Source organism: Nocardia sp. NPDC049220, assembly GCF_040647855.1.
Taxonomy (GTDB): Bacteria; Actinomycetota; Actinomycetes; order Mycobacteriales; family Mycobacteriaceae; genus Nocardia.
This window is the reverse complement of sequence record NZ_JBEZDA010000006.1, coordinates 91,384-110,264: the sequence shown is the minus strand read 5'-3', so window position 1 is coordinate 110,264 and position 18,881 is coordinate 91,384. Positions and strand designations below refer to the sequence as shown.

Here is an 18,881-nt window from a genome sequence, read left to right as displayed (position 1 = left end):
GCTTTTCGCTTCGATGATGGCAGTCCTCAGCTGCAGTTCTTTTGGAATGGGTAGCAGCCTGCCCGGCGCGGTGGTGGTGGTGGTGGCGTTTGCGTTGGTGCCGCCTCTGGGATAGGTGGGGGCGTGGGGGATAGCGGTTCAGTGACCGAACTGGTCACGGCTGGCGTGTGATTATCGGTGCGAGCTGTCCCAGACTCGGCGCCGGCGGCGAACCACCACAGACCGCCACCGACTACGATCAGCGCGGCGGCAGCCACCACCAAGGATCGGAACGGGTGACTGCGCGCCGTGGGGACAGAGGCTAACCCTGGGCGGTATTCGCTGTAGTTGACGGTGTTTGCTTCGGCGGTACGGGTCGCGCTGTGGTCGGCCGTGCTGTTGACGTCAGCTGGGGGCGCGGGCGCGGCGAAGATTGGGTTCCTTGGATTTTCAACTGATCTCTGATCGTGCCTTGAGTGTTTCGAAATGAAGCCTGCGGCGAGCAGGTCGGCGATCGAAATTTCGCGGTGGTCACCGAGCGCGGCGAGTACCGCGAACACTCGCTCGACGGTCCAGGGTGCTTCACGGCGGCGCGCGGCCCGGCCGAACCATTCGTGCAACTCTCTTGGGCCCGCACCCAGGAGGATTTCGCAGCCGGTAGGCATCGGTATCGGGCCCCGCTCCAGCGTGATCGGGAACCCGGGAATCGGCATCACTGTGACCAATGCGGACACGAATGCGCCCTGGCCGTCACCGACCTGTTCGATAACGTGCTTGAGGTCATACATTCGCTCGGATGCCTGATCGAGGGGATTGGTGTCACTGGCGCGCACATGCACCGGATCGCCAACGATTCCCGCCATTGCCCAACGGCCGTTGACCGGGCTGTACAGCACACCACCGACGCGTTTGCGGATTCCTTTGACCTCGATGACAGCGACGGTCTGGGGCGTGAACACCACCAGGTCGGCTTCCTCGCTGCGGTTGCGTCCGCGGTGGCGTGAGGGAATCCGGCAGCCTGAAACCGCGATTCCTGGAATGGCATCCGTCCGTAGCCAGTCGATGACCTGACGTTCGGTACCCGGAATGCTTTTGCGGCTCGCGCGAACGACCAGCACTGTAATCACCCCTGCCCTGCATGGTCGCCTGCCGTCGGGCGATCATGTAATCAACAGTAGCGGCGTACACCGACACCGATGAACCGATCAGTCCGGAAAGTGGTTGCGGCGCAACATGTTCTCGCGCCAGCATGCGCATGATGCCTGGACCGCCGACCGCCTTCTGTTGCTGCCGAACGGATCGAACGCGCTTCGCAGTTGGCAGACCAGGAACTGGATTTGGCGATCCGCGCGGCGGCGGCCGGCGTAGCCCAGGACACTGTGCACCTGCGTGAGGGTTGATTGTTCGAGGTGGAAATGGCCGCCCGCGCCTGGCTGGTGTCGTCGGGCTGCCGCCGCCTTTTCGGCGTGATGGTATGGAGTCTTGACTATCGGAAGACGGGCGAGGGTGAATCTTGCTCCTCGCGGTGCCCCCGCATGCCAGTACGAGCCGCAATCACCATCGGTCACAGGTGAGTCGGAAGTTGGAGGAGAGGGTGGTCAGGACTTGGTGCCGGGCGATGGCCTGTTCTGGTGGGTCAGGTTTGGGGGGTGAGGTCGATGGTGGTGGTTCCGCTCTCGGAGGTGACGTCGAAGATAGTGGCGATCGAATCTGGGTTGCGGTTGATGGAGAGTGCTTCGCGGGCGGCTTCTTCGGGGGAGTCTGCGTCGATGCCCATCGTCCAGGTGACCGTGTAGCTGTTGGGGCGCGATGCCGCGGCGGCAGCGACACCAGCCAACTCCGCTGCATCGATACTGGTGCTATCTCCAACTCCGGCGGGGTGGGCGGCGTGGGGGCGTTCGTCAGCGAACTCGTTTCCGAATTCTGTCCGGTCCTCAGCCAATAGGGCAAGGGCTTCCTCGTGCCCTCTGGCGGCGTTTTCCGCCGCGAGATAACGCATTTCGGCGGCCTGCGCCCCCTGCTCCTCGTAGGAAGCCGCCATACCGGCGAGCCATGCACGGTAGTTGGTGTCATCAGGATCGGTGATTAGGTGCAGGACTCGGTCTGGGTCGGAGGCCAGTTCGGTATCCCCGCCGACGAGTGCAGCCATCACACGCTCACCACGCGGCTTCTGGTCGCTGGGCAGAACGTCGCGGTAGCGGATCGCGTAAACCGCGGTTTCGGCGATCTGGGTCAGGTGATCGAGTCGTGTATAGCCCATATGGTCCCAGTCCTCACGCCACTCCCGCGCGGTTGACACCACCACCTCCCTGCACAGCTCGCGCACCACAGTCTCCAGATCGCTCATAGACTGCACCGGTTCGGCCACTGTCGGATCCTCGCCGTTGATGTAGACCTTTTTGAGCCCTGGCGCGTCGAGGAACCGAGCTTCTCGCCGCTCGATGAACTCGTTCGCCCACGACTCGTAGTCCACGGCGTCGAAGACCTTGTTCCATGCCTCAGGGACCGGCACGAGGTTGAGCAGCGCTGTGGCGATCCGCTGGCCCCGGTAAGCCTCACCAGGATTGCTCAAGGTCTTCGGGATGATCCAGAAGTTGTACTGCAAGGGTGCTGCGATCTCGTCGAACTCGCGCGCCCACTGATCGTCCGCGTCGCGTCCACCGGCTGGCGACGTCGTCACCAGCCGCTCCAACTTCGTGAACAACTCGGCCATCTCCTGCGGGGTCCTCTGCAACTGCTGGCGTTCCTCCCACGACAGGTCAGCGAAGTCCCACACGACCCGCCTGAGGGTGGGCATATCAGGAAACGCGCCCGGCTCCACCCACACCAGATCGGCCTCGCTCGTCGGCGGGTTCTCCGTCCAGTTCTCACGCCAAGCCCGAAACATCGTGGCATCAGCGATCCGAGCCCACAAGAAATGGGCTTCGCGGCCGGCGAGCACCTCCGCCACAGCGAACTCGGCCCGATCGATCTCCCCAGGTGTCAGGGCAGTGGAGTCCTTGAACGACTGCAGAAGCCGCCTCGCTTCGGTGGCGGCCTCCCCGCCGACCGCTTGGGCACCCAGCATCACGCGGTTGCGGTGAACTAACTGCTCCAGGTGGTGGATCGCGTCGATGGCCTGTGCCCGGGACCGAAGCTCCGAGGTGTCCAAAACTGAGTCTTCCCGCTCGGCGGGTGGAGTGGTCATGGGATGTGGATCTCCGATCGGTTCAGGTGGTTGGTGGGTTGGGTGGGGATGTCGGTGGCGGCTGGTGGCTGCTCGCTCGTGCGGCACCGGCGCGGTGGTGATGGTCTCGGACCTCGTTGTGGCATTCGCACGCTCGCCATGTTCGACTAGGGAGGGGGTGCTGACGATCGGATGCACACGCTTGGTGGGCGTGTGTTCGGCGTCTGCGTGGACGGGAAAGCGACGATCGGCGCGTCGACTCGAAATGCACGGGCAGTCATGACGATTGCCTTCAGAGCTCGGCGCAGTGTGGGTGTTGGCTGTGATGCACACACTGACGTTCGCATGGGGTGGGCAAGCGAGTCAGGTAGAAATCCGCATTCGGGGCCTCCAGGCTGCATCACTTCGGATTGAAGCAACAATTGGTTTGTGGGTGGTGTCGGTGCCTGCTGGGACAATGTCCGTAATTCGTGGGGTCCACTCATGAATCAGTCGAGGGACCAGGGGGTTTTGATGATATCGACGCACGCGCCGAACGGTGCGCTGATCGTGGTGTTGTTGGTGTGTTTGGTGATTGAAGGGCCGCTGGGTGTGGTCGGGATGGTGGCTGGATTCTTTGCTCGTCGTGCCTACGCTGATTCCGAGTTGGCGATCGTCGGTGACGGGTTTCCTGGTGAAGGGTTTTTCCCGGCGAGGGCTCGTGGTGAACGCTTCAGCCGTATTTCCGACTGGTGTGGTGTGGTGTGTGCGGTGCTGACCGTCGTCGTGTTCGTCACCATCGTCGTGATCGTGTGGCAGTCGGTGGATGTCCACCCGTTGGGCACGATGACCGGGTCTCGTTGACCTGGTGTGGTGTTTGGGCAATCTGGAGGGCTCGGCGGTGGTCGATCGCTTCACCTGGTCAGGCGTGGGTTGTTCGGTCGAGTGCCGCGAATGCCGTGCTCGGGTGCTGTCGAAGTTCGCCGATACCCGCGCCGCCCATCTCGGCCCAAGCGATGCCGGATCTGGCCGATAGACGACGTTGGAATTCACCGATAGAGCCAGGCTCGGCTTCGCGGGGCTGGCTGCAGGTCTCTCGGTGTCTGTTTCGATGGGGGGTATCGGCTGCCCGCGGTTCGCGTATCTCGGACCCGACTCGGCCACGGCCGAGTCGGGTTGGCAACCAGTAGCTGTTCAGTTCTCGGGGGAACTCTTGGCAGGTTCGGGTTGGGTGAGGTTGACCGACGATAGGTTGATTTTCTCGTTCGATACGGTGATCTGTGCGCGGGCGTCGGCGTGGGTGATCAGTGCTCGGGTCAGGCGCAGTGCCACCTTTTGTGCTGCAGCGGGGTCTGTGTAACCGTTGGCGAGGGTGCGGGTCAGTGGGTGCAGGTCGCCGTCGTTGGAGTACCAGTGGCCGATGGTCATGCCTGTCAACCGCACGATCACGTCGAAGGTCTCTGGGCCGCTTCTGCCGTAGTCTGTTGTTCCACTGTCGGTTTCGCGGCTGCCACGGAACGCTACTTCCGCGATCTGATCTGCTCGAAGCCAGTTCCCGTCATGTGTTGCCACCCAGAGGTTACCCATGAACGAATTGTGGACTACGGCACTGACATCCGTGCCCGGCACCTCGCGTGGCCAGGGGGTTTCTCGGCAGGCCCTGGCCTGCCGTCGTGTCGGACAACGTGCAGGGGAAGTCGTCGGGTTGGCGGTTGTTGTAGGGGTCGGGGAGGGCCCTAAGCCTGGATCCGTGGATGGGGTGCTGGTCACAGTCGGGGTTGTGGCGGCAGCAGCGTTCGCCGAGTGATATCTGCACGGTGAGTGTGTCGCCGGATTGTAGGTGCGCGATCAGGAATGCTGAGCGGTTACCTGGTAGCGCGGTCTGGTAGACGGGCATGGTGATTCGCCTTGTGCAGAAGGGGTTTGTGGGGGAAGCGGTTCGGAGTGTCGATGCGGATCTGTGGTTCGCGGTGGGGGTGTCAGAAATCGAAACCAGTGTCCGGTGCTTGTCGAGGTCGCCGCCCCCGCCCCCGCCCCCGCCCCGGCTTCGTCTTCGCGCTAACCATCGTCGTCGGTTGTGGGTGTGGTGGTGATGTGTTGTGTGGTGGTGATGGTGGCTGTTGGGTGGTAGCTGCCGTCGATGGCGGTGTTGGTGTAGGTGCATAGGTCGACTGGTTCGTCGGGGTCGTAGATGCGGTATTCGGGTTCGGCTCGGTTTGCGGCGTCGGTGGCGGGGTCGTCGTCGCGGGGTGTGTAGACGGTGATGCCGATGTAGGGGCCGTTGGGTGAGACGGTGAGGATGTCTTGTCCGTCGGCGGTGGACATTCCGGGTTGGAGGTGGCGGGCGGGCAGGGTGTAGTGGATTTGTTCGAAGTGGTCAGGCATGGTGGGGTCTTTCATGGTTGGTTGGTTGGTGGGTGAGGGTGTTGGTTGTGGGGTGGTGGGTAGTAGTGGGGTCCAGATGTGTGCGAGGTGGGTGGCGCGTTGTGTCAGCCATTTCCGGATGGCGGGTTCGTCGTTTTCGGTGACGGTGACTGTGACTGACCAGTAGTCGCCTTCGCGTTGCAGTACGTAGAACAGGCTCAGTTCGTCGGTGTAGTCGGGTTCGGCCCATTCGGGTTCGGGTTTGATCCAGTCCCAGCGCACCAGCAGGTTGTAGTCGGGGTCTTCGTCGCCGCGTGCTTCGAGAAAATCTGCCCACGAGTCGAAGTCTTCGTGGTTGCCTCCATCGGCCGGGGACACGTGTCGGTGGCCTAGGTGGCTGTAGTAGGGGTGTTCGTGGTCCCACAGGTGTGGCTCGTTCATCGCGTGGTTCTCCCGCTGGGTGTGGGGTGGGTGTTGTTCAGGTCGGTGGTTGGTGTGTGTGGTGGTTGATGGTGTCGGTGAGGAGGGTGAGGGTTTGTGTCCAGGCGTGTTTGCGGGTGGGCCAGTGGGGGTGGTTTCGGTCGTTGGTGATGTGGTGGGGGTGCCAGGTTTCGGGGTGGGGCCATAGTTCGTGTGGGCGTTGGAGTTGTGGCCAGCGTGGGTGGGGGAGGGTGTTGATCCAGGCGCTGATTTCGTGGCGGCGTGGGTCGTGGCCGATGAGGGTGGCCAGGTGGTGCCAGGTGATGAGGTGGGCGGGTCGGTGGTTCCATCCTTGCCATTGGGTGAGGGGTTGGAACCGTAGTCCGGCTTTGCATACGCAGTAGGCCCAGTCACCGCCTGCGGAGGGGGTGGTGGTGTCGTGTGTGCTCGTGTAGCGCAGTGTGGCAACGATTTCCAGGGCGGTTGGTACGGCGTCTCGTAGGCAGGTGAGGGCGTCGATCGCGTGCTGGCGTTCGGTGGCGAGTATTTCGCCGAACAGGTCGAGTTGCGTCATCGCCGACGACAACCCGGTGTGGTGGTGATGTGGTGTGGCATGTCGGATCCTTTTCTGTTTCGCCCCTCGCCCGATGACGGGTTGGTTCGGGGGTGACACCCCTCCGATGCAATGCGAGCATGCTAGCATGATCGCATTGCTGTTGTGGGGTGGTTGATGCTTCCCCGCGCGGGCCGTGGCCTTGGTGGCTGATGGCTGGACCGTTTCATGCTTTTGAGGAGTTTTGATGTCTGTCGACCTGATCGACCCGTTGCTGTTGGCGACGGATGTAGGTGGTGGGGATTCGCCGCTGTTTTCGTCGTTGGGTGGGTTTGTGGAGGAGTTCCTCGCGCACGCGTATGCCCGGCAGGTCCACCTCAGCCCCGAGAACGTGTGGTGTTCGCAGTGGTGGCGCCACGAGGAGGCGGTGAGTCGGCTGCAGGCGTTGTGGACGGCGTATGAGGATCTGGCGGTGTCGGGGCCGTTGGGGATGAGTGAGTGGTGGTCGGGTCACGCTGATCTGCTGATGCCGGTGTTGTTGAGCCCGGCTGGGGCGTTCAAGTACTGCAGTGCCGGTGGTGGTCACAAGGACACGCTCAAGCCGCTGCGCACCGATCGTGAGGGTGCGGAGCCCTTTTTGTTCGCTGCCGGTGACAGCGCGACCGCCAAGTCACGGTTTTCGTCGGTGGGGGTTTTCGTGGAGGAGTTCCTCGCGCACGCGTATGCCCGGCAGGTCACCGACAGTGAGCAGAGCACGTGGTGTCCGCAGTGGTGGCGTCATGTCGAGGCTGTGGACCGGCTGTGGGCGTTGTGGCGGGCGTTCGAGAGTCTGCGCATGGCGGGCCCGTTGGGGATGAGTGAGTGGTGGTCGGGTCACGCCGATCTGATCATGCCGAGCTTGTTCGCGTGGAACGGCCCGTTCAAATACTGCGGTGTCCGCAAGGGACACAAGGACATGCTCGACCCGCTGCCCACCGACCGCGCTGATGCGCCGACGCATCTGTTCGCTACCCGCGCCAGCGCGGTAGCTGTCGCTGTGGCGTGACCGGGCGAGTGTCGCGACTACTTCCTCACCACTTCCGGACCCCTACAGGGTCCGTCTCACCCGACAGAAACAGATCGAAAGGATGTGTGGCAGATGACGGCACGATATGTATTGAGTGTCACCCCGACCGAGCAGGGACGGCAGAAGTATCCCGCGTGGCAGTTGTTGGGGAACTCGATCAACGTCTACAGTCGCGAAGAGCTCGATAAACGGTTGGCTGCCGCCGCCGATGCGCGCCGGGCGGGGGATATCTCGGCTGTCCACGTCCGCGAACTCACCCCTGCCGAACAGCGCGAAGCCGAACAGTGTCGCCGGTTGGCTGTGGCGCGTCAGCAGCGTGCTCGCGCGCAGGATGCTCGCGGGCATGGTCGGGAGCGCTGAGACCGTGCCCGTCATCGGTGCCGCTGGCGTGTGCCGCGAAACCTGTTGCCTGGACGGGGCTGTCGCTGTCGTGGTTGTGGCGGTGCGAGGGGGTACGGGTGGTGGCGATGCACGACGGTGAGGTCTTCACCGGTGGTGAGCGTGCGTTGCTGCGCGAATTGCACTGGGATGTCGGGCAGTTGCTGGCGGCTCCGCTCAGGGCTGTCGCGGCCTGGCAGGCTGAGAATCGCAGCGGCGGCGGTGGAGGTTTTTCCTTCGAGTTCGGACGGACCCGGGTCGACGGGCGTTGGTATGAGTGGACACCCGTGGAGTATTGGCCGGACGCCCGTCCGCGACGATGGCGCCGTGGTCTCCTGCTCCGTGAGGTGTCGATCACCTATACGCGGCTGCAGCGTTGGGTCGAGGCCCAGCCTGGCGAGGTACGCGACAAGGCGCTCACTTGGTGGCGCACCTATCCGGACAACACCAGAGACCTCGACGCTTTGGCCCGCCTCGCCCTCGCGCAGCTGGCCGACCCGGAACCCGCCGACCTGCTCGAGCAGGCAGATGCCTGCTGGGCGACTGGAACCGAACCGAAGACGACAAGGAGTAGGGCCGATGAATGACATGGCGGTATCTGGGGGTGGGGTTTTTGTGGCGCCTCGACGCGCGGTGGGCACGCTCCAGCGGGCGGGGTGTGAGGTCTACGCCGACACCGGCGGCCCGGTCGACAAGCGGCTGGGTTCGCACATCGTGTTGTTGATCGTCGACGATGCTGACGTGTGGGCCGCCGCGATCGAGGCCGAGGGCGACGCCCAGTTCGCGTGGTGGCGATCGAAGGGAGATCTTCTCATGGGCGAGCGGCGGCGCTCACGAAAATACGAATCTGCTGCGTGTGTACGTGCTGAGGGGGCATGCAGATCCTGGTACCGCAACTGCGACAGCGCCGATGTTGCCTTTGCGTGCGTGGTTGACCTGCGTCGTGCGCACCCCAACCCGGGTGTCCGCTACGAGGTTGTCCCTATCACCGGTGCCGGCACCTGCCCTGAGTGTCATCGGCCGATGATCGAGGCTGATGGCCAGTGGCGTCATCACCTCGGCAACTCGATCGACTGTGTACACCGCCAGGAGCCCGCCACCGACGCAGCCGATCACGTCGAGGGGGAATGGGTCATCGATGTCGACATGGGGACGATGATCTGCGGCTATTGCAATGAGGTTGTGGGATGGGCGGAAGCGGTCAGTCATGTCCGGTTGACCGGCGGCTACCTGTTCGGCATCGAGGCAGGCAATCTGATCGTTCTCGCCGAAGCAGCGCTTCCGGACGACCGGATCACCTACCTGCCTCACTACTGCGACAAGATCCCCGACCAGGCGCGGGCGCGCTGGACCCCCATTCCCGCGGGCGCCAGCTGATCCCGATCGCTGTTCGGTCTTGGCTGCGCTGGCGTGTCTGGTGGCTTCACCTGGGTGCTCACCCAGGACTCGATGTGGACAACCACCGCCGCGGTGATCGCGGCGGTGGTTGTGTGGCTGCTCGGGGGGCTTGCTGTGGTGTTTTTCGATGAGTGACATCAGTGGTGAATGACTCGGTACGAGAAGGGGGTTTCAGAGACGGTGAGCGAGTCGGAGGGGTCGTCTGTCCGCCCTTTGTTGCGTCTGCAGCGTCTCTGGGCCGAGCGGGATCGTGTGGCCGCGCAGTTGCGGGATATCGGACAGTGGCAGGTCACCGATACCGCACTCACGGTGTGGTGTCCGCAGTGGTGGGCACACCCTGAGGCCCTGTCCTGCCTCGACGTGCTGCGCCGGATCTACACCGAGGCAATCGAATCCGGCGGCCCCGCGATCTGTCGGCCTGGTGGCTCGACCACGCCGACCCGCATATGGCCTGGCTGCTCGACCTGGACGGGCCGTTCGAGTACTGCTCACAGCGGGGCGGGCACAAGCCCCTGCTGACCCCGCTGCCCACCGACCCACTCCCAGCGGTCCCCCGCCCCATCCGCGCAGCATCCTGACCCGCCGATACCGATATCGGCACCGATATATCCAGTGAGAGAAAGGGATTCATCATGACCGACCACTACATCCACAAAGGCCGCACGCCTCTCGGAATGATCATCAACGAGCGCGACAGCCGGATCACGTTCCGGTACAAGGAAGACACCGTGGTCCAGCGCGCCGCGAAGCGGATCGAACTGGAGCGGGTCAAGCGCATCGAGCGCAAGGCCGCCCGCCGCGCACTCCAACAGCGAGAACTGCACAGGGAGATCCGGTAGCGCCAGCCAACCACAACGGCACCGACAGCGGGCCGGGAGCATAACCGGCTCCCGGCCCGCTGTCGGTGCCGCATCCCATGGGGCTTGCAGCTCCCGGAAGGATCGAAGGCATGTCTGATGGTCAGAGGGCGCCTCTTGCGGTAGGGGACATAGTTGTCCTGGCATACGGACGCGGAGCTGTTCATTGGGAGGTGACCGAGCTCGTCGATGGCTGCGCGTGGTTGCGGACATGCCCCAGGCCTGATGTCGCTACCACCACGCGTTGGTTGTCGTGGCTCGATATCAGCAGGGGGAAAGCCGTCCGCGTCAACGGCATCCCGATCAGTGAGGCAACCCATGCTTGAGAGGCCCCGATTCCGCCTTGCACGGCACCTGGCACCCGGGCGGCGCTGGGGTTGTTATAGGTCCATCGCGGCGCGGAAGCGCATGTCCACGGTTTCCATGGTGGTGGTGTCGAGGGTGTCGATGCGTTCGGTCAGGCAACCGCGTCGTAGTTTTTCCAGTCCGTCGCCCAGGTTCAGCCAGCAGGCGCGTTCGTTGATGCTCACTTCTACGGCGAGTACGTCGACGGGGTTGTCGGCGCTGACGCGTACCCCGTACAGGACGCGGCGGGCGTCTTGGTCGAGCACTGATTGTGCGGAGACCAGCACGGTCAGCCAGTTGTGGGTTTGGACCTCGTAGCGCCAGACCTCACCCCGCCGCACGGTACCCGCGCTGCTCGTCGATGCGGGCTGCGGTTTCTTCCAGCTCGAGGTCGGCCACTGCGGCGGCGGTGTCGTCGCCGGACAGGGCCAGGGGTGGGTAGTCGGTGGCCAGATGGCGGCGCGCGAGCCGGGAGATCACCGCGGATTCGGAGATCCCGCCGATCTTGGCCGCAGCCTCGATCAAATCGATGGCGACAGGGTCGACCGTCCAATTCTTCCGTTTCGAGGGCATGGGGGTGAGTGTATCAATCATGCGCATCAATGATGCGCATGAATAGGGTGCGCAGGTGGCGGCGGCTGTCCTCGAGGGTGAACATCCACAGCTTCGTCTCGTCGAGCTCGTGTACCGGTGTCGGAGCGGTCAGCGCCGATCGATTGCCGCCTGTCGCAGCGCGCGACTGCTCGCATCGACCACTGGCATGGCCTTCCAAATCCCCTGGCCCGCAACGAAACACGGCGAGCACACCAACGGGCACCGCGCAGTCTCCGATCACGTATTCGCCGGGAGCCAAACCGGAACCACAGGGATAGTCGTAGATGCCCTCACCGATTGACGGTCAGGGGCGTGCCTCGGCGTTCCACTCGGCTTCTGTGAGATGCAATCCGGCTGCTATGACTTGATTTCCCGCGATGGTCATGTTCCGGTCGTTGTCACTGGCGGCGAGGTGTCCGAGGTACCTGCCGACCGCCAACGCGACCCTTCCGATCGTGACGTCGTCCAGGTCTGGAACCTCTGCGCGGAGGATATCGGCCACAGCCTGGCCGCCCCTCTTCTGCAAGTCGGCGTCGGGCGAACTCAGCAGTATGCGGTGGGCGTGCCGTAGCCTTTCCCGCTCGGCCGCGCCCAGTTGCGGGGCGTTGGGGCTATGTCCGGGGTTGGAACTCATGTCGGTCCGTTCGAGATCGGCGGGGACGTTGATTCGGGCAGCCTCACTGTATACCATTTACGGTCAATGACCAATAATGGATTGGAGTAGGGGCCTTGTCCGATCATGCATCGTTGGCGGAGTGCATCAGTGAGTACAAGCGTGCACGCACGCTGATGCAGACGGTGCTGGTGGACTCGGTCAGTCGGCTCGGGTTCCACCCCCAGGACGTCGAAGACGCCGGTGGCAGTGACCGCCAGGTACGCACCGCCCGGGAGCTGCCACTCACGATCGGCGCAACCGACGCATACCTGGTGGGTGGTCGGCCCATCGGGCAATTGGAAAGCACCAGTGTTGTTGCACTGGTCGCGTCCAACACTCGAGTCGGGGCACCGTTGTGGCATGAGCACGGGATTTACCTGCGTGACCACGCCTTGAACAAACCCGTGCGGCGCATAGCCGACGCGCTCGGCACTGATCGCGACCATCAAATCTCGGACGTGCGGCCAATTCTCGCCCGGTACTTCCTCGGCAGTGCCGCCGCCGTGCCGCCGCATCACCCGAGCCCGGTCGTCGCCCACCGCCTCGCAGTGATCTGTCCGCTGTTGACCAGCCCGGACATGATCGAACTCTGGCCGGGCCCGTGTGATCTGTTCATTCTCGGAGAGGCAGTGCCGATCAACCTGCCGCTCGGCTATTCCCGCCCCACTGGGTTGCCAGGCACCCAGCACCACAGGTTGGGTGACCTCCAAACCGCCACCGCGCTCAAGGGCACCCCGACCGTCTGAGATGTCCACAGGTACCGACCAGGACCACCAGCGCTGATATTTTCGTGCGGCTTCGCAGCCCGCGCACAACGTTCGGTTCGGCGTCGACCCCGCCGGTACGTGAACGGGTTCTGTCACAGCGATCGCTGATCGGGTGGTCGAAGTCTCGGCACCGGCCGGGGTCGGTGCCGGAGGGCGCCGGCATGGGTCGCGCGTTCATCGTTTCGACCGCGGTCCGAGATGTCATCGCCGGGCCCGCGGTTCTGAGGCTTCCGGCGGTAGGCCGCGCTGATCAGGCTTCGTGGGTTTTGCGTGCTCGGCGCTGGTGGTAGGTCAGGAAGCCGTCTACGGCCTGGGGGGTGACGCCGATGAGGCGTGCCATCCAGGAGGTTCCTCGGCCGAGTTTCTTCAGCTTCTCGCCGGCGCCGCGCCGGCGGCGGCGTGCGGCAGCGAGTTCCTCGTCGAGCCGCACCGTGTCGGCGTGCGCGGCCTTGAACTCGGCCACCAGTTCGTCCTCGGACTTCACGCCACCTCGTCTCGTGTGCTTGACCGGCCATCGCGGCGGGATTGCTCGCCACGTCGAGGGATTATCGCCAATGGCCGGTCTCGTGTCCGGCGTGGGTTCGGTCTTCATTGTGTCGGCCTTTCCTCGGCAAGTCTCTTCAAGACTGTCTTGACAGTCCGAGATTCGAGGTTATAGGTTCGAGCCGAAAGTTTTCAAGACTGTCTTGAAAAACTGGATCGGATCATGGACGGGAGCACACATGAACGCCAAGACCACCCCTGGCTGCGGCCTCTACTTCATCGCCGACGGCGAAACGCCTTATCTGAAAGCCGAATTCGGGCGCCAACGGTGTCGTGGACGTGGACCTGACCACCGTGCGGGCCGCCTGTCTCGTCGGAATCACCTCCGGATGGTCCGAGCTGAGCTTCCCCGTCGACGAGAACGCGCCACTCGCTGACGCAGCCCGCTTCCACCTCGACCAAGTGTGCAGCATGGCCAACCGGCTGCTCTCCGACATCCGGAGCCCCGCATGACCCACCCCGGGGCACCGCCAATTGCGTTGCAGTCGAACCGAGTTCGCCAGCATGGCCCTCTCACCAAACATCATGCCCCCACAACGGAAGGACCCACGATGACGCGAGCCACGCGTATCTGGCACATCGAAGAGCGGTTCGGATACTTCTACTCCACCAACCACTTCGGTGGTTTTACCCGGCACGGCACCAGGGAGCAGGCCGTCGCGGCAATCGAGCAGGACATCGCCGAGTACGGCGATCGGTGGAGAGACCAATAGGACTCCCTTGGCGCGATCCGAGGGACCAGACAGCACCAATCTGCCTGGTCCCTCGGATCGCCCACCAATACTACGGCTGCACCTACCGCCAGCCAACAACCCGATCACCGCCACATCGACCCAGGAGATCCGTATGACCACGAACCAGCCCGCGACAGCCGACACCGAGCCCGTACACGTCTCAGCGCAGATGCGAGCCTTCGAGCGCGCTGTTCGAGAGCACTTGCAGCACCCTCCCGCCGAGTGGACCGTCAAGCGCATCGATGCCCGACGGTGGTACGTCGTCGACCACCGCGGCGCGACCATCGCCAGACGAACCACGAAGAAGGCCGCCCACGAAGCCATCGAGGACAGCACCGAACGCCGTATCTGGGACGACAACTGTGCGTGGTATCGCGGTGAAAGCACCGATCCGCGCGTTCGGCAGCTCACCGCGGACGAAAAGGCCATCGTCGCCCAGGTCCTCGCTGAAATCGGCGGCGCGGACGGACCAAGCAGCGAGTAGCCCGCCGCAGTCCTGCACACCGTCACCGCCACGACGACGCGCAGCTGGCCGGTCGAGGTGGATCTCGAGTTGGACGACAACTTCCAATTCCACTACCGGCTGTCGGTCGGCCCTGAATGGGTGTCCGGCGTGATCGACCGACACGTCTGACATGGCATCTCGACCGGCCCGGGTGGTCGCGACAGCCACTCGGGCCGATCGACACAAGAAACCTCTTGGTGCCCACGACCTCGGTGCACCGCACTTCGTCCCCCCGACCCACTTTCATCCCACCTCCGAAAGGACGCCCACAGTGACGAGCGACATCGACAGCCGGACAGTCGACTTCAAAGAGATCGACCTGTACGCCGAAGACACCGACGACAAGCGCTACGTATGGAACGACGGCCGCAAGACCGCGGACTCGACCGCAGCCGAGTTGTGGGAGGTGGCGCAGAAGCTGACGGCGCTTCGCCGACTGCCGCTCAAACCTGTCCCGTACTCCGATCCCGGCGAATGGTTCGAACCCTCACGCGTGCCGACGTTCCCGTTCACCCTCGACACGGTGGAGCAGATGTTCGGAACGCTCATCGGCCACATCCAGCTGATGGCCTACCGCTACGAGGACGAAAGCCGCGAGCTCACCCAAGCCCTGGCCGAGTTGGACGCCCCGCTCGAGGTTCCGACCGAACTGCGTGGATGCATGAGTGAGGGCTATACCCCCGAGAAGGTGAACTCGGTCCTCGGCCATCTCGCCAATGTCTGCGGAGTCCGAATCGTTTGTGTCTGGGAGCGCTTCGGCGCCTACGGATTCGCTGGGAACTGCGACTTCTACATCGAATCCAACAGCGGCGAGGCACTGTACTACCTCGTAGGTGGGCTGCGGGCATGGCTCAACACATCCGCTGATGATCCCCAATCGCCGGCGACACCGGGTGAGCCCGCCAGTTGGGTGGGAGGTTTGGTCAGCGAGTTCACCCACGCCGACTTCGCCGGTGGCGACAACTCCCACAACTACGCCATACACAACAACGAGTAGATCCACAAACAGCCGTCAGGGCCGTCGGACACCGACGGCCCTGACGATCGTTGAGGAGATGCCGCCGGGTCGTCACGAACCTGCGCGAGTCGGGGGAAGGGTAGCCCAGCGGCCGGTCCGGCTGTCGACATCCTGAGCCTGCGAACCGGACAGTCCCCCCGCCCGAGCGCGCCGAGCTCGCTCGGCCTGCCGGCCGACAACGGCCGACGCGAGGTGTGCAACTGCTGATCCCGCTCTACCACCTGACGAACACAACCGATGGAGACCCCCATGACTGCTCCCGCAACCGTCTACATCGCCGAAGCGATCTGGTTCCAGGACAACCCCGTCGATGGTCGTCACCGCCTCGCCATATGCGCCAGTCTCGACGACGCCCTGCAGGTCCTGCGCGCGCACCCCATCCATGGCGACCCCCACTTGACAGCCACCGAAACAACGAGCGCGCTCGGCTCCGTCAACGCCCGCACCTGGGCCGTCCACCACCGTGACAAGGAACCCGATGACGAAGGAGTTCTCTGGATCACCGCGGAAATCATCGCTCGCCCACAGCATCCGATCCCACACGGCTCACCTGTTGTGAGCGTGCCGGCCGCCGCGGTGTTGATCGGGGGCCGGTCGGGTGTCGGGAAAAGCAGTGTCGGTCTCGAGGTTCATGCGCAGTTGTCTGCTGCGGGAGTGCGTCATTGCCTGATCGAGGGCGACTTCCTCGATATGGCGTATCCGCTGACATGGGAACAGGGGCTTGCGGAACAGAATTTGGCTGGGATGTGGGCCAACTATCGTGCGCTGGGATATCGGCGAATGGTCTACACCAACACCGCTAGCGTCTTGGACGAGGTTGCCGATCAGCTGACCGCGGCCATGGGTGATAGCCCCACCGTCGTCGGTGTTCTGCTGACCTGTACGGACGAGACCGCTCGCCGGCGACTTTCCCAGCGCGAGATAGGATCTGGTCTCGACGACGCCCTGCAGCGCAGTGCGGTCATGGCTCACCGACTCGACATCGGGTGCCCGCCCGGAGTCCATCGAGTCGTGACCGACGAACGTGGGGTTGGCGAGATCGCGGCGGAGATCATTCGACTCTCGGGTTGGCTTACGCCCGAGTCGCCTGGTGTCTGCTGACTCGCGCCGACTCCCACACCTTCGGGCCACCCGAAGCTGAACTACCAACACAACCCAGCCGGCGCCACCCCGACCGACACACCGGCTGGGGTGGTGTCGAATTTCGCGATCGAGCGACTCCCGGTTGCGCGACCGAAGCCACTATGTGCGCTTCGGCGGGGTATGCAGAACGATGGGGATGTGAATTCCCCTGTGCCTGGGCCTGTTTTCGATGTGATCGCTGTGTTGAACGGTGTGGTGGACTTGCGGTCTTATCCGCGCCGGAACCTGGTGCTGAGTTCGGCTCAGTCTGGCGGTTTCGTGTTCGGTTCGGCCGGCCACCAGCGTGCGATCTTCAAGCCGGTCGTCCACCTGGTCAACGGCATCGAGCTGCTCGGATCTCAGGGCTGGGAGCTGGTCAGCGTGGTCGAACGGAACATCGGGAACGCTTACTACACGTTGGCGTTCATGCGCCGGGTCTGATGCAGGTCATTCGATGTCGTGGCCGCGCTCGCCGCCGCCGCGGTGCACGCAGTCGCTCAGGCTGCCGAACGGGATTGTCGCAGTGGAGGTCACCGCACTGACACCCGGAATGCTGGCGGGTGCTCGCGTGGCACCTGCTGTGCTGTCGCGTGTTGTTGTGTGGTCGGGTCTGGGGCTTGGGTGGGGGTTCGGGGTGCGGTTGAGCTGGGCATTGTCCGGTTTTGAACACGAAAGTGTTCTCTGGACTAGCTATTCGGGTCGTTGGATGGGGATCGGGATTGCGAGATTGGTTGTGTTCGGTCCGGTCTCGCGGTCGCGCATCCGGTCGAGGGTCGCGATCTTCGCCGCGCGGCAGCGTTGAGGCTGACTTGCAGGCCCTCGACTTCACCTGTCCAGCCGTTCGCGTGGGCTTCGGCGATGCGGTCGCGCAGGTTGGTGGTGATCTCGGCGAGCCGGTCGCGACCACGTGGATCAACGCGCAGGCTCGGACAGCGGATGCAAGCTTCTCTGAACCAACGCATGTGCGCTCAACCGAGATCGATGACCGGCCGTCGAGGCGCATGAAAACGCGTTGTCGGCGGCATGAGCGTGTGCCGAGTGCGGCTGTTGTCTGGGTGCCTATAGCATTCCCGCCGCGCGGAACAGCCGGTCATAAATCGCGCGGACGGTCTCCTGTTTGCGCGCGTTGTAGTCCATGACGTGCCCACCTCCTGGGACCGCCGCTCGTTTGGCGTCCTCGTAGTGTGCGCGGTCCTCAGGGTGGGCCCGTAGCCAGTCGCGGAACATGCGGTGCCGGATGACCTCCGGGCACTCTGGTCCGAACACATGTAAGTTCACGCGGGGATCGGCCAGCCTCAGACACCGGTGTTGGTGCCAGGATGGCTCCCGAACCGTGAGGATGTAGCCGATCCGCGTGAGCAGAGGGACGTACCGCTCCTCGTCGCGGGGATCGGCCACCGTCAGATCGATGTCGATGACGTCCTTGGCGGCCAGTCCTTCGACGGAGGTAGACCCGACATGCTCGATGTCCATCACCGCCGGGCCGAGCGCCGCGCGGATCTCCGTCGCCGCGGCCTGGTAGCGGCGCGGCCACTCGGGCTGGTAGGCAACGATCGAGACCGTCTCCGGCGGAGGGGCGCCGTTCACCCACGGGCTCTCGGCCGGGTCGGGCTCGTGGTGTCGGGTGATCTCCTCGAAGGTGGGCACCCGTGTCAACGTAGCAGCGGCCCGCCGGGGAGCCGATCTATTTTATTGCCGCGCTGACGCGACTTTGAGGGAGCGATGATCTGTGATGAAGGTTGTGCTCGCTTGTGGGCTACAAACTGCTACCCTGGCGAACGTAGCTGCCCCATCGAGGTGGGGTTGGAAGTGAGCCACGGGATTACTCGCCGGACGACGAGGCCCGTGGCTCGCGTCGTATCCGAGGTCAGATCGAACGCATTTCGATCATGCCGCCGAGCTTGTCGAGGTATGTCGAGTTCCCTACGCGGTGCTGGACGACCGCGCCACAGACGATGTCCGCGGTCCACAGCACTGGTTCGTCGCGGCCGATCCGATGCCCGAGTCTCAGGTCCGCAGTGAGCACGCGCTGGGCGCGGAACTTCTGCACGATGTCGTAGTCGCTGGCGTCGGCGCCGCCTCGCGATTCCAGGGTCAGCGAGCCGCAGTTCAGGTACGCCAGGTGGGGCAGCAGGTACTCGAGGCACTTGCGGCGGTGGCGGCGATCGTCCGCGTCGGCCGAGTGATGCACGGCGACGATCCCACATACCGGCAAGGACGCGACCACCTCGATGAATTCCAAGCGCTGGTCGGCGCTGGCCGAGTGCCAGTGGAGCTTCTTCTCTCCGGGCAGCTGCAGTGCTTGCATCTCCGCGCGAACATGTTGTTCTTCGGTGTCATCGAGCAATACGGCCGAGAGGATGTAGGTCCCGGGATCGTTGCCGGGCTGCGATCCGCTCTCATCGCCCCACGCGGTCAGCATGGCCTCGCGGGCTCCC

General features: G+C 64.0%; 27 protein-coding genes and 1 pseudogene. 16 read left to right on the top strand and 12 right to left on the bottom strand.

Annotation, left to right across the window (positions count from 1 at the left end; all coding sequences use genetic code 11):
• Positions 1-26: 26 nt before the first annotated feature.
• Positions 27-1,097 (bottom strand): nuclease-related domain-containing protein, encoded by a 1,071-nt coding sequence (locus tag AB0C34_RS17645; RefSeq protein ID WP_357073499.1) that lies wholly within the window; start codon positions 1,095-1,097, stop codon positions 27-29.
• 518 nt (positions 1,098-1,615) lie between these two features.
• Positions 1,616-3,166, bottom strand: coding sequence for a hypothetical protein (locus AB0C34_RS17640; protein ID WP_357073496.1), 1,551 nt, complete (start codon positions 3,164-3,166; stop codon positions 1,616-1,618).
• 492 nt (positions 3,167-3,658) lie between these two features.
• On the opposite strand from AB0C34_RS17640, the gene AB0C34_RS17635 reads away from it, so the two are divergent.
• Positions 3,659-3,988: a hypothetical protein gene (locus AB0C34_RS17635; protein ID WP_357073493.1), complete on the top strand. Its 330-nt coding sequence runs from the start codon at positions 3,659-3,661 to the stop codon at positions 3,986-3,988.
• Between the two features lie 330 nt (positions 3,989-4,318).
• Here the strand turns inward: AB0C34_RS17635 and AB0C34_RS17630 are convergent, their stop codons facing one another.
• The 3 genes from AB0C34_RS17630 to AB0C34_RS17620 form a co-directional block, all read right to left on the bottom strand.
• Complete coding sequence (locus AB0C34_RS17630; protein ID WP_357073490.1) at positions 4,319-4,711, bottom strand: hypothetical protein; 393 nt, start codon at positions 4,709-4,711, stop codon at positions 4,319-4,321.
• A 471-nt stretch (positions 4,712-5,182) separates the two neighbouring features.
• Entirely contained in the window at positions 5,183-5,929 is a 747-nt protein-coding gene (locus AB0C34_RS17625) for a hypothetical protein (RefSeq protein WP_357073487.1), read from the bottom strand.
• 37 nt (positions 5,930-5,966) lie between these two features.
• Entirely contained in the window at positions 5,967-6,482 is a 516-nt protein-coding gene (locus AB0C34_RS17620) for a hypothetical protein (RefSeq protein WP_357073484.1), read from the bottom strand.
• 226 nt (positions 6,483-6,708) lie between these two features.
• Between AB0C34_RS17620 and AB0C34_RS17615 the strand changes: the two genes are divergently transcribed.
• The 8 genes and pseudogenes from AB0C34_RS17615 (at position 6,709) to AB0C34_RS17580 (ending at position 10,142) form a co-directional block, all read left to right on the top strand.
• Positions 6,709-7,506 (top strand): DUF4913 domain-containing protein, encoded by a 798-nt coding sequence (locus AB0C34_RS17615; RefSeq protein WP_357073481.1) that lies wholly within the window; start codon positions 6,709-6,711, stop codon positions 7,504-7,506.
• Positions 7,507-7,599: 93 nt separating this feature from the next.
• Positions 7,600-7,887, top strand: a complete 288-nt coding sequence (locus AB0C34_RS17610; protein WP_357073478.1) for a hypothetical protein — start codon at positions 7,600-7,602, stop codon at positions 7,885-7,887.
• A gap of 107 nt (positions 7,888-7,994) precedes the next feature.
• Positions 7,995-8,492, top strand: a complete 498-nt coding sequence (locus AB0C34_RS17605) for a hypothetical protein (RefSeq protein WP_357073475.1) — start codon at positions 7,995-7,997, stop codon at positions 8,490-8,492.
• Positions 8,485-9,282 carry a hypothetical protein gene (locus AB0C34_RS17600; RefSeq protein ID WP_357073472.1) on the top strand — a complete coding sequence of 266 codons (798 nt, stop codon included), beginning with the start codon at positions 8,485-8,487 and terminating at the stop codon, positions 9,280-9,282. Before AB0C34_RS17605 ends, AB0C34_RS17600 begins: the two co-directional genes overlap by 8 nt.
• A gap of 33 nt (positions 9,283-9,315) precedes the next feature.
• Complete coding sequence (locus tag AB0C34_RS17595; RefSeq protein ID WP_357073469.1) at positions 9,316-9,438, top strand: hypothetical protein; 123 nt, start codon at positions 9,316-9,318, stop codon at positions 9,436-9,438.
• Positions 9,439-9,450: 12 nt separating this feature from the next.
• A pseudogene (locus AB0C34_RS17590) lies at positions 9,451-9,633 on the top strand (hypothetical protein); the annotation flags it as partial.
• Between the two features lie 116 nt (positions 9,634-9,749).
• On the top strand, positions 9,750-9,881 hold the full coding sequence (locus AB0C34_RS17585) for a hypothetical protein (protein ID WP_357073467.1): 132 nt from the start codon (positions 9,750-9,752) through the stop codon (positions 9,879-9,881).
• Between the two features lie 54 nt (positions 9,882-9,935).
• A complete protein-coding gene (locus tag AB0C34_RS17580; protein ID WP_357073464.1) occupies positions 9,936-10,142 on the top strand; it encodes a hypothetical protein in 207 nt (68 codons plus the stop codon).
• Positions 10,143-10,540: 398 nt separating this feature from the next.
• On the opposite strand, the gene AB0C34_RS17575 is transcribed toward AB0C34_RS17580, so the two are convergent.
• From AB0C34_RS17575 to AB0C34_RS17560, 4 genes are read right to left on the bottom strand one after another with little or no spacing between them, the layout of a single operon-like run.
• Positions 10,541-10,846 (bottom strand): hypothetical protein, encoded by a 306-nt coding sequence (locus tag AB0C34_RS17575; protein WP_357073461.1) that lies wholly within the window; start codon positions 10,844-10,846, stop codon positions 10,541-10,543.
• A complete protein-coding gene (locus AB0C34_RS17570) occupies positions 10,833-11,078 on the bottom strand; it encodes a hypothetical protein (RefSeq protein ID WP_357073459.1) in 246 nt (81 codons plus the stop codon). The genes AB0C34_RS17575 and AB0C34_RS17570 overlap by 14 nt, the downstream gene beginning before the upstream one ends.
• 13 nt (positions 11,079-11,091) lie before the next feature.
• On the bottom strand, positions 11,092-11,358 hold the full coding sequence (locus tag AB0C34_RS17565) for a hypothetical protein (RefSeq protein WP_357073456.1): 267 nt from the start codon (positions 11,356-11,358) through the stop codon (positions 11,092-11,094).
• Between the two features lie 45 nt (positions 11,359-11,403).
• Positions 11,404-11,790: a hypothetical protein gene (locus AB0C34_RS17560; protein WP_357073453.1), complete on the bottom strand. Its 387-nt coding sequence runs from the start codon at positions 11,788-11,790 to the stop codon at positions 11,404-11,406.
• A gap of 38 nt (positions 11,791-11,828) precedes the next feature.
• On the opposite strand from AB0C34_RS17560, the gene AB0C34_RS17555 reads away from it, so the two are divergent.
• The gene (locus AB0C34_RS17555; protein WP_357073450.1) at positions 11,829-12,500 is read left to right on the top strand and encodes a hypothetical protein; all 672 of its coding nucleotides are present in this window, start codon (positions 11,829-11,831) and stop codon (positions 12,498-12,500) included.
• A gap of 271 nt (positions 12,501-12,771) precedes the next feature.
• Here AB0C34_RS17555 and AB0C34_RS17550 read toward each other — a convergent pair whose 3' ends face one another.
• Positions 12,772-13,005 (bottom strand): LuxR family transcriptional regulator, encoded by a 234-nt coding sequence (locus AB0C34_RS17550; protein WP_357073447.1) that lies wholly within the window; start codon positions 13,003-13,005, stop codon positions 12,772-12,774.
• A gap of 338 nt (positions 13,006-13,343) precedes the next feature.
• Here AB0C34_RS17550 and AB0C34_RS17545 point away from each other — a divergent pair, with 338 nt between their 5' ends.
• From AB0C34_RS17545 to AB0C34_RS17520, 6 genes are all read left to right on the top strand, one after another.
• A complete protein-coding gene (locus AB0C34_RS17545) occupies positions 13,344-13,517 on the top strand; it encodes a hypothetical protein (protein WP_357073444.1) in 174 nt (57 codons plus the stop codon).
• 98 nt (positions 13,518-13,615) lie between these two features.
• Entirely contained in the window at positions 13,616-13,777 is a 162-nt protein-coding gene (locus AB0C34_RS17540; RefSeq protein WP_357073441.1) for a hypothetical protein, read from the top strand.
• A 133-nt stretch (positions 13,778-13,910) separates the two neighbouring features.
• Positions 13,911-14,282: a hypothetical protein gene (locus tag AB0C34_RS17535; protein WP_357073438.1), complete on the top strand. Its 372-nt coding sequence runs from the start codon at positions 13,911-13,913 to the stop codon at positions 14,280-14,282.
• 292 nt (positions 14,283-14,574) lie between these two features.
• Positions 14,575-15,300, top strand: coding sequence for a hypothetical protein (locus AB0C34_RS17530; RefSeq protein WP_357073435.1), 726 nt, complete (start codon positions 14,575-14,577; stop codon positions 15,298-15,300).
• A 270-nt stretch (positions 15,301-15,570) separates the two neighbouring features.
• A complete protein-coding gene (locus AB0C34_RS17525; RefSeq protein ID WP_357073432.1) occupies positions 15,571-16,422 on the top strand; it encodes a hypothetical protein in 852 nt (283 codons plus the stop codon).
• Positions 16,423-16,602: 180 nt separating this feature from the next.
• Positions 16,603-16,884 carry a hypothetical protein gene (locus tag AB0C34_RS17520; RefSeq protein ID WP_357073429.1) on the top strand — a complete coding sequence of 94 codons (282 nt, stop codon included), beginning with the start codon at positions 16,603-16,605 and terminating at the stop codon, positions 16,882-16,884.
• Positions 16,885-17,502: 618 nt separating this feature from the next.
• Here AB0C34_RS17520 and AB0C34_RS17515 read toward each other — a convergent pair.
• Complete coding sequence (locus AB0C34_RS17515; RefSeq protein WP_357073426.1) at positions 17,503-18,090, bottom strand: GrpB family protein; 588 nt, start codon at positions 18,088-18,090, stop codon at positions 17,503-17,505.
• 220 nt (positions 18,091-18,310) lie between these two features.
• Positions 18,311-18,865, bottom strand: a complete 555-nt coding sequence (locus AB0C34_RS17510) for a hypothetical protein (protein ID WP_357073423.1) — start codon at positions 18,863-18,865, stop codon at positions 18,311-18,313.
• Positions 18,866-18,881: the final 16 nt, after the last annotated feature.